Genomic DNA, 12943 nt, shown 5'->3' with positions numbered 1-12943 from the left:
CGTCCTAGAGTGCCGGGATGAGCATGACGCCCCCGCCCGGCTGGTACCGCGACCCGTCGTACCCGCTCGTCGAGCGCTGGTGGGACGGCACCGCGTGGACCGATCACCGGCGACAGCCGGGGTCCGTCCCGGTGCCCCTCGCCCCACCGGAACCAGCCGGCCACGGCCCCGACCGCGCCAGGGCCGTGGCGCTCGTCGCCGCCGGAGCCGTACTCGTCACCTCGATCGTCACGGGCGTCTTGGTCCTCGGCCGCAACGACGACGGAGGGGACGCGGCGGCGGTACGGACCACACCGCCCGCCACCCCCTCCGCACCTTCGGGGGCGGCCGCCCCGACCGGCTCCTCCACCGCCGCACCGCACTCCGGCGCCGCGTCCGTCGTCGTGGACGAGCTCAACGGCATCACCCTCTCGCTGCCCAAGGGCTGGGTCGCACCCGGCGACGTCGCCGAGGACGACCTCGTGATGACCACCCCCGGAACGTACGACTGCCCCGGCGACCCCGGCCTGTGCCGCCACGGCAGGGTCGCCTCGCGCACCGTCACGGCGAACGCCGAACGCTCCCCGAAGGCCCTCGCCGAGCAGGACATCGACGACGCCGCGAACACCGCCTACGACCGTGACGTCCTCGGCGGCCGCCCCTACCGGGGCATCACGTCCCACCGGCTGCTGAAGGCCGGCTCCGTCGCCGTCGCGGGCCGCGCCGGGTACCTGGTGCGCTGGCGGGTCAGGACCGGGGCGGGACCGGGCGGATACGTCGAGTCGCTGGCGTTCGCCTCCAGCGTGGGCTCGGAGTCTCCCGTCATCGTCCGCTTCGCCTTCGACGCCGGCGCCGAGGGACCGCCGCTCACCGACATGGACCGCATCACCGAGGGGATCCGGCCGACGGGCGACACGGACACCGGCGGAGGAGTGGGCAGCAGCATCGGCCCCTCCCGGTAGCGGACCGCGCCGCGCGCCTCAGAGGAAGGTCCGGCCCTCTCCGCGGTACGTCGGGACGGTCGCCGTCACCTCGTCGCCCTCCACCAGGTGCAGCGCGTCGAACCGCTCGCACAGCTCCCCGGCCTTGGCGTGCCGGAACCACACCTTGTCACCCAGGAGCAGGTCGTCCGCGGGGGAGCCGAGCAGCGGGGTCTGCACCTCGCCCGGCCCCTCCTGGGGGTCGTACCGCAGCCCTTCCGGAAGGTAGGGGACCGGGAGCCGGTCGGCGCCCGGTGCCCCCGAGGCCGGATAGCCGCCGCCCAGCACCGTGACGACCCCGACGCCCGGACGGCGTACGACGGGCTGCGCGAAGAGCGCGGCCGGACGTCCGCTGAAGGACGTGTAGTTGTCGAACAGGCGAGGCACGTAGAGCCCGGAGCCCGCCGCGATCTCGGTCACCGCGTCCTCGGCGGCCGTCTGCTGCACACTGCCGGTGCCCCCGCCGTTGACGAACTCCAGGTCGGGCGCCACCGCCCGCACCGCGCGGACGACCTCGGCGCGCCGCCGCGTGAGCTCCTTGCGGGCGGTGGCCTGCATGAGCCTGACGGCGCGTGAGCGGAAGGGCCGCCCCGCGACGGCGTCGCCGACGCCCGCGATGTGGCCCTCGTACGCCATGATCCCCACCAGTTCGAAGCCGGGCCGGCCGACGACCGCCCGCGCCATCCCGGCGACCTGCTCGGCGGAGTGCAGCGGCGAGCGCAGCGCCCCGACCCGGACCCGGCCGCCGAGCAGCTTGAGCGAGGTGTCCAACTCCAGGCAGACCCGCACGGTCTCGGTGCCGCCCCGGCGGGCCTCGTCGATGAGACGGAGCTGCGCGGGGTCGTCGACCATGACGGTGACGGCGGCGGCGAGCTTGGGGTCGCCGGTCAGCTCCGCGTACCCCGCCGTGTCCACCGACGGATAGGCGAGCAGGACGTCTTCGAAACCGGAGCGGGCCAGCCAGATCGACTCGGCGAGGGTGAAGGACATGATTCCCGCGAAGCCGTCCCGGGCGAGGACGCGTTCGAGCAGGGCGCGGCAGCGAACGGACTTGCTGGCGACCCGGATCGGCTTTCCGCCGGCCCTGCGGACGAGGTCGTCCGCGTTCGCGTCGAAGGCCTCCAGGTCCACGATCGCGAGGGGGGCGTCGAGGTGAGCGGTGGCCCGGTCGTAGCGGGCCCGGTCTGCGGCGCGGGCAGTCATGACCGAAGCCTGCCAGACTCGATTACCGCAGGGTAGGGGGACGTTCCGGGCAGATGCCCCGGGGTCTCGGACTGGTTCCCTCCAGGCCCACGTCAACCCGTAGAGTGACGCGAACGAGGGGCGAACGACCTTGTCCGGGCGGCGCCTGCCCGGGATGACGGTCCGTCGGTGCGGGTATGCGTGTCCCGTGACGGATGAGTCGCCGGGGTGGTCCCTTACGTACAGGTGGACGGCCCGGCGGACTCCGGGCCGGATCGGTCGCCCGGGCACGAGGAAACGGGGGGTGCATGAGCACGGAAGCGCGTCGTGCCTCCATCCCGCCGCGCCCGGCCGTCCCACCCCGCCCGGAACAGCCGCCCGCCACGGGCCGGTCCTCCGAGGGGGACCGGACTCCCGAGGGGACGGGGTCTTCCGAGGGGACAGCGACGGACGAAGGCACAGTGCCTCACCGAGAGGCGGGGTCCCGCGCGGCCGACGGCACCGCGGCCCACCGCCCGCCGGGCGCTCCGGCCTCCCGCCCGGAGAGGTCGTCCGGGCCGGGTGACGCGGGGTTCTTCCGACGCACGCCCCGGGACCGCCGCCCCGAGCACGACCCCGAGAGCTCCGCGCGCCCCGAGAGCACCGGGAGCGGGGACGCCGGGCCGTCCCGTCCGCAGTGGTCGCCCGAACAGGGTGACGCGGGGTCCGTCCCGCCGGGGACTCCGGCACGTCCGGGAACCCCGCCCGAGAACCGCGGTACCGTCCCGCCCGGCTCGCAGCGGTCGCCGGAGCGAGGTGACGCGGGGTTCTTCCGGCCCGCGCGACCGGGACGCTCCGAGCGTGCCTCCGAGAGCCAGGACGACGCCCCGTTCCGGACCGAGCGGTTCCCGGCGCGGGCGGACACGGCGCCGCCCCGGCCGGCGACGCCCCCTCGTCCCGTGGCGCCCGACGCGCGGGGGGACGCGGGGCCCGGCCGTCCGGTGGCCCCGCACGGGTCCGTGACCTCTCCCACCGGAGGGGAAACGATGCCGCGGCCTCCGGCGACCCCGCCGTGGCCCGAGCGGTCTCCCGAGACGGGGCCCGCGGTGCCGCCCCGCCCCGATCACCCTCCCACGGGCGCCACTTGGCGACCCCGTCCGGTGGAACCCGTCGGCGGTGAGCCCTGGTCGCTGCCCAGCCCCGGGGAACCGCCTCCGGCGACCGTCCCGCGCCCCGGCGGGGACCCCCGGGGGCAGACGCCGGGCGGCTCCGCCGTCGACAAGGCGCCCGACGTCTCCCAGGACACCGCTCCGCACGCGGACGGCGGATCCCGTGTGCCGTCACGCCCCTTCCGGCGCTTCCAGGAGACGAAACCCTCCTCGGCGACCTCCGCGACCTCCGCGACCTCCGCGACCTCGGCGACCTCGGCGACCCCGGGGTCCGCTGGGTCCTCCGGGTCTGCGGGGTTCTCAGGGTCCTTGGCCTCCGACGGGACCACGGGAGTCGCGAGGCCCACCGAGTCCTTCCCGGCGGAGACCCCGCCCGCGTCCGCGCCGAGCGTCCCCCGTACCCCCGAACCGCCGCGCGCCCCGGCCCCGCACCACGAGACGGCCCACCCGCGCGTCCCCGGCCGCCGTACCGCTCCCACGAGCCCGCCCCCGCCCCCGGCCTCCGCCCGTTTCCCCGACGCGCCACCCGCCGCCCGGCGGTCCGCCGTGCCCGACGACGGGATCTCGGAGACGACCGTGCGGCCGCGCCCCAACCCGGGGGGTGTGCCCACCGAACCCCCCACCCCCGCGGGCCCCGCACCGGGCACCGGACGCCCGTACGTGTCGTTCGCGGAACCCGATACCGACAACGGCTTCGACACCTTCGACTCCTTCGACACCTATGACCCCCTCGACCAGGCCACCACGCGCTTGCGCACCGTCCCCGCCCGCGCTCGTACCCGGCCCCGGCTCGTCGCGGCCGCGGCCTGCCTCGTGCTGGGCCTCGGGCTCATCGGCGGTGCGGTGACCGGGAGTTGGCTCACCGGGGACAGCGCGGGCGCGGACGGCGCGCTCAGTTCGTTCGAAGCGGCGGGCGGCCTGTGGCACAGCGTGCCCGTGGACCAGCTCTTCCCGCCCACCGTCGACGGCCAGGGCGCCGGGCCCGGCGGCGCCGACCGCACCTGGACCCGTATCGCCGTCGCCCCGGACAGCGGCTGCGCCAACGCCTTCGACCCGCTCCTGCGCCAGGTCCTGGCTCCGGTCGGCTGCCTGCGGCTGCTGCGCGCCACCTACACCGATGTGACGCGCAGTCAGGTCACCACCGTGGGACTGCTGTTCACCAACGCGGACGCGGCGGCCATGACCTCCCTGAAGGCCCGCTTCCAGCAGCGGGGACTCGACCGGCGCACCGACCTGATGCCCCGTCCGTACGCCGTCAAGGGCACCGTCGCCGCCGGGTTCGGCGACGCCCAGCGCGCGTCCTGGACGGTGTCCGTCCTCACCGATGCCCCCGTCGTCGTCTACGCCGTCTCCGGCTTCGCCGACGGACGTGTCGTCACCGCCCCGCAGCCCGCCGCGGACGCCGTGAAGCCCGGTGTGACGACGGCTCCGGCCCAGGCCGGTCTCGGCAACGACGCGCAGGGCCTCGCCGACCGCGTCGAGCGAAGCCTGCGCAGAACCGTCGGCTCGGCCTCGGAGAAGCCGTCATGACCCGCACCCCCACCCGCAGGACCGCACTCCTCGGTGTCCTGCTGGCCGGCTCCCTCACGCTGTCCCCGTCCACCACCGCGTACGCCGACGGCATACGGGCCCAGCAGTGGGCCCTCGACGCCATGCACACCCAGCAGGCCTGGCGCACGACGAAGGGCAGCGGCATCACCGTCGCGGTCCTCGACACGGGCGTCGACGACCAGCACCCGGACCTGGTCGGCAACATCCTCCCCGGCAAGGACATGGTCGGCTTCGGAGCGCACCGCGGGGAGCGCGCGTGGGCCCGGCACGGCACCGCCATGGCGGGGATCATCGCGGGCCACGGACACGGCGCGGGCAGGGACGACGGCGTCCTCGGCATCGCCCCCGAGGCGAAGATCCTCCCCGTCCGCGTCATCCTCGAGGACGGCGACTCCTCCCGTACGAGAGCACGCAGCACCCGCGGCAACGCCCTCGCCGAGGGCATCCGCTGGGCCGCCGACCACGGCGCCGACGTCATCAACCTCTCCCTCGGCGACGACTCCAAGTCCGCCCACCCCGAGCCCGCCGAGGACGCGGCCGTCCAGTACGCCCTGAAGAAGGGCGCCGTCGTGGTCGCCTCGGCGGGCAACGGCGGCGAGAAGGGCGACCACATCTCCTACCCGGCGGCCTACCCGGGCGTGATCGCCGCCGCGGCCGTCGACCGGTACGGCACCCACGCCTCGTTCTCCACCCGCCGCTGGTACGCCACCGTCAGCGCTCCCGGTGTCGACGTCGTCATCGCCGACCCGGACGACAGGTACTACGAGGGCTGGGGCACCAGCGCCGCCTCCGCCTTCGTCTCCGGCGCGGTCGCGCTCGTCAAGGCGGCCCACCCGGGCCTGTCCCCGGCGCAGATCAAGAAGCTCCTGGAGGACACCGCCCGCAACGCTCCCAGCGGCGGCCGTGACGACTCCCGCGGCTTCGGCTTCATCGACCCCGCGGCCGCCATCCGGGCGGCCGGGCGGCTCAAGGGGGAGGACCTGCACGCCGCGGCGTACGGCGGGAAGTACTTCGGCGCGGGCCCCGACGCACCCCGGGAGGACCACGATGCCTCCGGCTGGGTGGGCCCGGTCGCGGGCGGCGCCGGCGTGGTCCTGCTGGCCGCGGCGGTGCTGTTGTGGAGAGGCCGCGGGACCGAGGCACCGCTCCGGGGACTGAGGCGCCGCTCCATGGGCCGGGGCTGAGGCGCCCCTGCGGGGAGAGCGCCGCTCCGCGGACTCAGGTGGCGGAGAACACGGAGACCGCCGCCCGCGCCGCCGCCTCCACCAGCGAGATCCCCCGCGCCTTGGTCGAGTTGCCGTCGGACAGGGCTGCCACCAGATAGTCGTGGCCGTCGGCGGTGATCCGCCCGATGCTGTTGACGTCCCACAGCCCGGTCGTGCTGCGCGGCAGCCACCCGTTCTTCAGGGCCCACCCGGAGCCGTCGGCCGCGGCCGAGACCCCCCACCGCTGGTCGGCGGCGATCTCGCCCATGAGCCCCTGGAGATACGTCCGTGAAGCCTTGGTGAGCTGCGAGTCGTCCTCGAACACCTGCTGGAGCAGGGCCAGTTGATCGGCGGCCGTGGTCCGGGTCAGCCCCCACAGCGCGCCGTCCCCGCCCGTGGTGCCGTGCAGGCCGAAGCGGTCGTTCGCCGCGTCGAGACCGTCCGCCCTCCCGATGGCGTCCCACAGGGCGGACGCGGACGCGTTGTCACTGTTCGCGATCATCGCGGTGGCGTACGTCTTCTCCTGAGCCGTCAGACGCCGGTCCGCGTCCTGCGCCTGGAGCAACAGCGTCGCCAGGATGTCGACCTTGACGATGCTCGCGGTGTCGAAGCTTCCGCCGCCGTACGCGGTGCTCTCGCCGGAGTCCAGGTCGAGCACAGCGACCGACACCTTGGCGCCGGGCGCCACGGTTACGGCCCGCATCCCCTTGGCGAGCAGCGCGGCCCGGTCCACCGAGGGCTCCGTGACGGGTTCCACCGATGTCTCCCCGCTGGTCGGTTGCGATGCGGCCGGCGACGCGCCGGACGCCGCCGAGGAGGAGGATACGAGGCCACCGCCGTCGTGCGCCTGTGCCTTCACGTAGACGGTCCCGGCCGCCGTACCGCCCACCAGCACGGCGGAGGCGACCGCCGTGCAGAGGAGGGTCCTGTGTCCGGAGGGGCGGGTGCGCCGCCGACGAGCTCGGTGAGGGGCCATCCCGCGATGCTCGGGGCCTCGACTGTGTCCGGCGTTAGGTGCACGTGAAAGCTGTGTCAGCGCGAGCTGAGAATCCGGTGAGACCTGTCACCACCGGGTTTCCGGGGCCGCACAAGCGCAGCAGCATCCCCCCGATAGGGTCGGGGACCGTGGCGAACAAGAACATTCCCGACTCCGGCTTCCCCGACGACGACGGCTCCGCCGATCCCCGGCTGAGCGCGGCGCTCGCGGCCTGGGCCGAGGACCGCACCGCCGTGGGTCCTGTCCTGGAGGCGCTCGAGGGCGCGCGGCTGCTGGTGCCCGTCGTGGCCGTCCTCGGCGAGGTGGAGGAGGACGAGAACGGACTGCGTCACGAGAAGACCAGCGACATGGCGGTGCCGACCCTGAGGGCCGGAGGCCGTACGGCCCTGCCCGCCTTCACGTCCACCGAGACGCTGGCCCGCTGGGACCCCGCGGCGCGCCCGGTCGCCGTACCCCTGCACCAGGCCCTGCAGGCCGCCGCGCACGAGAAGGCCGACACGGTCGTCCTCGACCTGGCCGGCCCCGTCACCTTCGAGCTGACCGGCTCCGCGCTGCTGGCCCTCGCCGAGGGGCGCACGACGGCGGACCCGCTCGCCGATCCCGCCGTGGTCGAGGCGGTACGCGCCGCGGTGGCCGCCGAGCCCGCCGTCGTGCGCGCCCACCTCGGCCCCGGCCGCGCGGACGGCACCCTCGCGCTCGTCCTGGCCGCGTCCGCGACACCGGCCGAGGCCGCCCACGCGGTCGCGGGGCGGCTCGCCGCCGACGAGACACTGAGGGCCCGCCTGGTGCGCGGCCTCGACCTGGCACTGCTGCCGGCCGGGACGACGCCACCGGGCGAGCCCTTGTACGTACGTGCGTAGGGACGGACTAGCCGTAGACGGGCCCCGTGTACTTCTCGCCCGGGCCCTGGCCGGGCTCGTCCGGCACCAGGGACGCCTCACGGAACGCCAGCTGGAGCGACTTCAGGCCGTCGCGCAGCGGGGACGCGTGGAAGGAGCTGATCTCGGTGGCGCTCGCGTCGAGCAGCCCGGCCAGCGCGTGGATCAGCTTGCGGGCCTCGTCGAGGTCCTTGTACTTGTCGCCCTCCTCGGTCAGACCGAGCTTCACGGCGGCGGCGCTCATCAGGTTGACCGCGACCGTCACGAGGACCTCGACCGCGGGGACCTCGGCGATGTCGCGGGTCATGCTGTCGAAGTCGGGGTTCTGGGGAGGGGTGTCACTCATGCCCCACACGATAGGTCCCGCGCGGTTCCCGGCCCCAGTTGGCCTCGGTTAGCCGATATCGGCCCAAGCTGCTAACCTTGTGTAACGACCGGCCGGACATGTATGTGCTCGGCCCACAAGTGGAGGCTCCGATCTCCCACCTGACTGTCCTCCGGGACGGCAGGTCACCCGGTCAGACGGCCACCACCGTTCCGTACGGACGGTGGAGTCGTCCGAAAGTGCGCCCCGCGGTTGACCGCGGCGGTGCTCCGGTAACTCATGGAGCCCCGCCTGTGTCCCGTCCGGGGCATTTTTCATGTGCCGCGGTGGTTGGTCCATTGTCATCAGAGACATACGCGGCTGTCCGCCAGACCGCCGTGTGGTGCTACCGAGGAGGATCCATCAGCACCGAGCCCCGCATCAACGACCGGATTCGCGTTCCCGAAGTGCGACTTGTCGGTCCCAGCGGCGAGCAGGTCGGGATTGTTCCGCTTGCCAAGGCCCTGGAGCTTGCGCAGGAGTACGACCTCGACCTGGTCGAGGTGGCGGCGAGCGCACGCCCGCCGGTCTGCAAGCTCATGGACTACGGGAAGTTCAAGTACGAGTCGGCCATGAAGGCCCGTGAGGCGCGCAAGAACCAGGCGCACACGGTCATCAAGGAAATGAAGCTCCGGCCGAAGATCGACCCGCACGACTACGACACCAAAAAGGGTCACGTCGTCCGGTTCCTCAAGCAGGGCGACAAGGTCAAGATCACGATCATGTTCCGCGGTCGCGAGCAGTCCCGGCCGGAACTCGGCTACCGACTGCTGCAGCGTCTGGCTTCGGACGTCGAGGACCTCGGGTTCGTCGAGTCGAACCCGAAGCAGGACGGCCGAAACATGATCATGGTTCTCGGTCCGCACAAGAAGAAGACCGAGGCGATGGCCGAGGCCCGTGAGGCCCAGGCGGCTCGCAAGGCCGAAGCGAAGGCCAACCCCGGTCGCTCGCAGAACGCCGCCGACGGTGAGATCGACGACCTCGAGGGCGAGACCACCGAGGGCGAGATCGCCGAGGGCGAGATCGCCGAAGGTGAGATCACCGAGGCCGAGACCGCCGAGGCCCCGGCCGAGGCTTCCGCCGAGGCCTGATCCCAGGGCGAAGGCTCCGGGGAGTCCGGGACGAGAGTCCAGGACCTCCTGGGAGACGAGTCAGGGGATGCCAACCGATACACACATGACGTTCCACCGTGCCCGGTTTCGCGACCGGGCACCGGAACGCCACTGACGAGGAGAGAACGGCGCTATGCCGAAGAACAAGTCGCACAGCGGTGCCAGCAAGCGCTTCAAGATCACCGGCTCCGGCAAGGTGCTCCGTGAGCGCGCCGGCAAGCGCCACCTGCTCGAGCACAAGTCGTCCCGTCTGACGCGGCGCCTGACCGGCAACGCCGAGATGGCCCCGGGCGACGCCAAGAAGATCAAGAAGCTTCTCGGCAAGTGACGTACCGGCGCCTCGCCGCCGTACGTCAGGACCGGGACCCAATCGAATTCGGGCCGTGTGACCACCACCGCGGCCCCGCTACAAGGAGTTAACAAGTGGCACGCGTCAAGCGGGCAGTCAACGCCCACAAGAAGCGCCGGGCGATCCTCGAGGCCGCCAGCGGCTACCGCGGTCAGCGTTCGCGTCTGTACCGCAAGGCCAAGGAGCAGGTCACCCACTCCCTGGTCTACAACTACAACGACCGCAAGAAGCGCAAGGGCGACTTCCGTCAGCTGTGGATCCAGCGCATCAACGCCGCTGCCCGCGCCAACGGCATCACCTACAACCGCTTCATCCAGGGTCTGAAGGCCGCGAACATCGAGGTCGACCGCAAGATCCTGGCGGAGCTGGCCGTGAACGACGCCGGCGCGTTCGCCGCGCTCGTCGAGGTCGCGCAGAAGGCGCTGCCGTCGGACGTCAACGCGCCGAAGGCCGCGTGACGCTCGTACTGGCCTGAGCCGGACGTACCTGTGGACCCGCTTGCCTCATGGCTTGCGGGTCCCTGTGCGTTCGCGCTCCGCGGGTTCGGCGGGGGAGACGTGCCGTCCGCCCCACGGAGTGCCCCGGTTCTTCGGTGGCCGTGGTTCGGTGTGCGTTTCTTCCGTGCGTGGATCTTCGATACGCGGCTCCTGCGCACGCGGTCCCCTGGATGCACGAGGCCCCTGGGCACGCGGCCCCTGGGCACACGGCTCTTGGGCACGCGAACCTGCCACAGGGGCCGGTCACAGGTACCGGTCACAGGTACCGACCCGTGCGGCCGGGACCGAAGGCCGCAGGGGTGACGCCGGGTCGCCGGTCGTCCGGTCACCCCGCCGTCGGGCCACCCGGCCGCCCGCCCTCCCGCATCGGTGCTTACCGCAGCTCGTCCACCCCGCGGCCCGCGAGCCCGCAGCACGGACCGTCGTTCCACCCTTCGCAGACCCCCTGAGGTGACCCCATGCCCGCCGCCCCCGTCGAGCTGATCTCCCGCGGTCGCCCCGCGTCTCCGCCGCGCGGCGGCTGGCCCGGCGGAACTTCCGGGGCAAGGAGCGGCTGTTCCTCGCCGAGGGCCCGCAGGCGGTGCGCGAGGCGGCGGCGCACCGTGCCGACGCGGCCCCCACGCTCGTCGAACTGTTCGCCACCCCCGAAGCCGCGGAGCGCTACGCCGACATCGTCGGGGACGCCCGTGAGGTCGGCGCGCGTGTGCACCTCGCCGACGAGGACGTGATCGCCGACATCTCGACGACCGTCACCCCGCAGGGCCTCGTCGGCATCTGCCGGTTCCTCGACACCCCGTTCGAGGAGATCCTCGCGGCGCGGCCCAGGCTCGTCGCCGTCCTCGCCCACGTCCGCGACCCCGGGAACGCCGGCACCGTGCTGCGGTGCGCGGACGCCGCGGGTGCCGAGGCCGTCGTCCTCACCGACGCCTCCGTCGACCTGTACAACCCCAAGGCCGTACGGGCCTCCGTGGGGTCCCTGTTCCACCTGCCCGTCGCCGTCGGCGTCCCGGTCGAGGACGCCGTACGGGGTCTGAAGGCGGCCGGTGTGCGGATCCTCGCCGCGGACGGCGCGGGGCAGGACGACCTCGACGACGAGCTGGACCAGGGGACCATGGGCGGCCCCACCGCCTGGGTGTTCGGCAACGAGGCGTGGGGGCTCCCGGAGGAGACGCGCGCGCTGGCCGACGCCGTCGTGCGCGTTCCCATCCACGGAAAGGCCGAGAGTCTGAACCTGGCGACCGCCGCCGCCGTATGTCTCTACGCGTCCGCCCGTGCACAGCGTGCCTCCGGAGGGTGCCGCTCCGTCACTGACGGCTAGTAGGGTGACGGGCTCGGGGGACCTCCCCCAAAGCTCTCGGCTTCGCTCGAGCAGGGAGGTGCCCCACCGCCAGACGAGAGGTGGGATACGGGGATGGGTGTCGGCACGAGCGGTGCGAACAGCGCACTGCGCGCACGGGACGTGCGCGACACGCCCGCGCCCCGGGGCGAGGAGCAACTCGGAGCCGACCTCGGTGTCGATCCGGACGACCTGCCCGACGGACTCGTCGTCGCCGACGAGCACGGCCGGGTGATCTCCTTCAACGCCGCCGCCGCCCGCATCACCGCGGTCCCCGCCGCCGAGGCCCTCGGACAACAGCTGGACGCCGCCCTCCCGCTCGAGGACCTCGAAGGCCGCCGGTGGTGGCAGCTGACCGACCCCTACGGCGGGCTCGCGATCCGCGTCGGCCAGCCCGAACGCAACCTGCTGCTGCCCGGCGGACGCGAGGTCCTGGTCTCCGCGCGGTACGTCCGGGGCCGGCCCACCGGGCCCGTCCGCCGGGTCGTCGTGTCGCTGCGCGACACCGAGGCCCGCCGCCGCACCGAGCGCAGCCACGCCGAACTGATCGCCACGGTCGCCCACGAACTCCGCTCCCCGCTCACCTCGGTCAAGGGCTTCACGGCCACGCTGCTAGCCAAGTGGGAACGCTTCACCGACGACCAGAAGAAGCTGATGCTGGAGACGGTGGACGCGGACGCCGACCGGGTCACCCGCCTCATCGCCGAACTGCTCGACATCTCCCGCATCGATTCCGGGCGTCTCGAAGTGCGCCGCCAGCCCGTCGACATCGGCGCAGCCGTCGGCCGCCACATCCAGGCCTACGTCACCTCGGGCCAGCCCGCCGACCGTTTCCTGCTGCGGCTCGAACAGCCGCTGCCCCCGCTGTGGGCCGACCCGGACAAGATCGACCAGGTGCTCAGCAACCTGCTGGAAAATGCGGTGCGCCACGGCGAGGGAACCGTCACCATCGACATCACGCCCTCGGCGTCCCCGCGGGAGCGGGGAGACGACGCAACCGCCTCAACCGCCGCGGGCGCCGCACACGCCGCCACCTCGGTGACCGTGAGCGACGAGGGCACCGGCATCCCGGAGGAATCCATGAACCGCGTCTTCACCCGCTTCTGGCGGGGCAGCAAGCGCGGCGGCACGGGCCTCGGGCTGTACATCGTCAAGGGAATCGTCGAAGCCCACGGCGGGACGATCACGGTCGGCCGCGCCCCCGGCGGCGGCGCCGAGTTCCGATTTACGTTGCCCGTGAGCACCCCGGCGTATCTGCTGTAACGCCGACGAGGGCCCACGGGCGCACACGCAGGGGAGCCCCGGCCGGGACACGCAGTCCGGCGCGGCCTCCCACCCCCGTTAGACTCGGCCTTTGGCACCTTT

13 protein-coding genes are annotated in these 12943 nt (G+C 73.3%); 9 read left to right on the top strand and 4 right to left on the bottom strand.

Annotated elements, in window-relative coordinates; all coding sequences use genetic code 11:
* Positions 1-17 precede the first annotated feature (17 nt).
* Positions 18-941: a DUF2510 domain-containing protein gene (locus HEP85_RS08625; RefSeq protein ID WP_211117874.1), complete on the top strand. Its 924-nt coding sequence runs from the start codon at positions 18-20 to the stop codon at positions 939-941.
* An 18-nt stretch (positions 942-959) separates the two neighbouring features.
* On the opposite strand, the gene HEP85_RS08620 is transcribed toward HEP85_RS08625, so the two are convergent.
* Both HEP85_RS08620 and HEP85_RS08615 read right to left on the bottom strand, forming a co-directional pair.
* Positions 960-2162 carry an amino acid deaminase/aldolase gene (locus HEP85_RS08620; RefSeq protein WP_369657650.1) on the bottom strand — a complete coding sequence of 401 codons (1203 nt, stop codon included), beginning with the start codon at positions 2160-2162 and terminating at the stop codon, positions 960-962.
* A 1081-nt stretch (positions 2163-3243) separates the two neighbouring features.
* Complete coding sequence (locus tag HEP85_RS08615; protein ID WP_168527257.1) at positions 3244-3900, bottom strand: hypothetical protein; 657 nt, start codon at positions 3898-3900, stop codon at positions 3244-3246.
* Here HEP85_RS08615 and HEP85_RS08610 point away from each other — a divergent pair.
* Positions 3893-4819 (top strand): hypothetical protein, encoded by a 927-nt coding sequence (locus HEP85_RS08610; RefSeq protein WP_248001872.1) that lies wholly within the window; start codon positions 3893-3895, stop codon positions 4817-4819. The two genes, HEP85_RS08615 and HEP85_RS08610, sit on opposite strands and share 8 nt — an antisense overlap.
* A complete protein-coding gene (gene mycP, locus HEP85_RS08605) occupies positions 4816-6024 on the top strand; it encodes a type VII secretion-associated serine protease mycosin (protein WP_168527256.1) in 1209 nt (402 codons plus the stop codon). Before HEP85_RS08610 ends, mycP begins: the two co-directional genes overlap by 4 nt.
* Positions 6025-6058: 34 nt before the next feature.
* Here the strand turns inward: mycP and HEP85_RS08600 are convergent, their stop codons facing one another.
* Positions 6059-7021, bottom strand: a complete 963-nt coding sequence (locus HEP85_RS08600) for a serine hydrolase (RefSeq protein WP_168527255.1) — start codon at positions 7019-7021, stop codon at positions 6059-6061.
* A gap of 149 nt (positions 7022-7170) precedes the next feature.
* Here HEP85_RS08600 and HEP85_RS08595 point away from each other — a divergent pair, with 149 nt between their 5' ends.
* On the top strand, positions 7171-7902 hold the full coding sequence (locus HEP85_RS08595; protein WP_168527254.1) for an SseB family protein: 732 nt from the start codon (positions 7171-7173) through the stop codon (positions 7900-7902).
* Between the two features lie 7 nt (positions 7903-7909).
* Here the strand turns inward: HEP85_RS08595 and HEP85_RS08590 are convergent, their stop codons facing one another.
* Positions 7910-8266 carry a DUF1844 domain-containing protein gene (locus HEP85_RS08590; RefSeq protein WP_168527253.1) on the bottom strand — a complete coding sequence of 119 codons (357 nt, stop codon included), beginning with the start codon at positions 8264-8266 and terminating at the stop codon, positions 7910-7912.
* Positions 8267-8622: 356 nt separating this feature from the next.
* On the opposite strand from HEP85_RS08590, the gene infC reads away from it, so the two are divergent.
* The 5 genes from infC to HEP85_RS08565 all read left to right on the top strand — a co-directional run bounded on the left by infC (position 8623) and on the right by HEP85_RS08565 (position 12841).
* Positions 8623-9375 (top strand): translation initiation factor IF-3, encoded by a 753-nt coding sequence (gene infC, locus HEP85_RS08585; RefSeq protein WP_168533447.1) that lies wholly within the window; start codon positions 8623-8625, stop codon positions 9373-9375.
* 154 nt (positions 9376-9529) lie between these two features.
* Positions 9530-9724 carry a 50S ribosomal protein L35 gene (gene rpmI / locus HEP85_RS08580; RefSeq protein ID WP_003947156.1) on the top strand — a complete coding sequence of 65 codons (195 nt, stop codon included), beginning with the start codon at positions 9530-9532 and terminating at the stop codon, positions 9722-9724.
* Positions 9725-9819: 95 nt separating this feature from the next.
* Positions 9820-10203, top strand: a complete 384-nt coding sequence (gene rplT, locus HEP85_RS08575; protein WP_054236131.1) for a 50S ribosomal protein L20 — start codon at positions 9820-9822, stop codon at positions 10201-10203.
* Positions 10204-10762: 559 nt separating this feature from the next.
* Positions 10763-11560 carry an RNA methyltransferase gene (locus tag HEP85_RS08570; protein ID WP_168533445.1) on the top strand — a complete coding sequence of 266 codons (798 nt, stop codon included), beginning with the start codon at positions 10763-10765 and terminating at the stop codon, positions 11558-11560.
* A gap of 93 nt (positions 11561-11653) precedes the next feature.
* The gene (locus tag HEP85_RS08565; RefSeq protein WP_168527252.1) at positions 11654-12841 is read left to right on the top strand and encodes an ATP-binding protein; all 1188 of its coding nucleotides are present in this window, start codon (positions 11654-11656) and stop codon (positions 12839-12841) included.
* Positions 12842-12943: the final 102 nt, after the last annotated feature.

It is taken from the genome of Streptomyces sp. RPA4-2, assembly GCF_012273515.2.
In the GTDB taxonomy this organism is placed as follows: domain Bacteria; phylum Actinomycetota; class Actinomycetes; order Streptomycetales; family Streptomycetaceae; genus Streptomyces; species Streptomyces kaempferi.
Note: the sequence above shows the minus strand (reverse complement) of the source record. Positions and strands in the feature narration are given on the sequence as shown.

Coding starts and splice junctions, on each gene's coding strand:
- HEP85_RS08590 (WP_168527253.1), bottom strand. CDS start 8,266: ATGAGTGACACCCCTCCCCAGAACCCCGACTTCGACAGCATGACCCGC.
- HEP85_RS08620 (WP_369657650.1), bottom strand. CDS start 2,162: ATGACTGCCCGCGCCGCAGACCGGGCCCGCTACGACCGGGCCACCGCT.
- HEP85_RS08600 (WP_168527255.1), bottom strand. CDS start 7,021: ATGGCCCCTCACCGAGCTCGTCGGCGGCGCACCCGCCCCTCCGGACAC.
- HEP85_RS08625 (WP_211117874.1), top strand. CDS start 18: ATGAGCATGACGCCCCCGCCCGGCTGGTACCGCGACCCGTCGTACCCG.
- rpmI (WP_003947156.1), top strand. CDS start 9,530: ATGCCGAAGAACAAGTCGCACAGCGGTGCCAGCAAGCGCTTCAAGATC.
- mycP (WP_168527256.1), top strand. CDS start 4,816: ATGACCCGCACCCCCACCCGCAGGACCGCACTCCTCGGTGTCCTGCTG.
- HEP85_RS08565 (WP_168527252.1), top strand. CDS start 11,654: ATGGGTGTCGGCACGAGCGGTGCGAACAGCGCACTGCGCGCACGGGAC.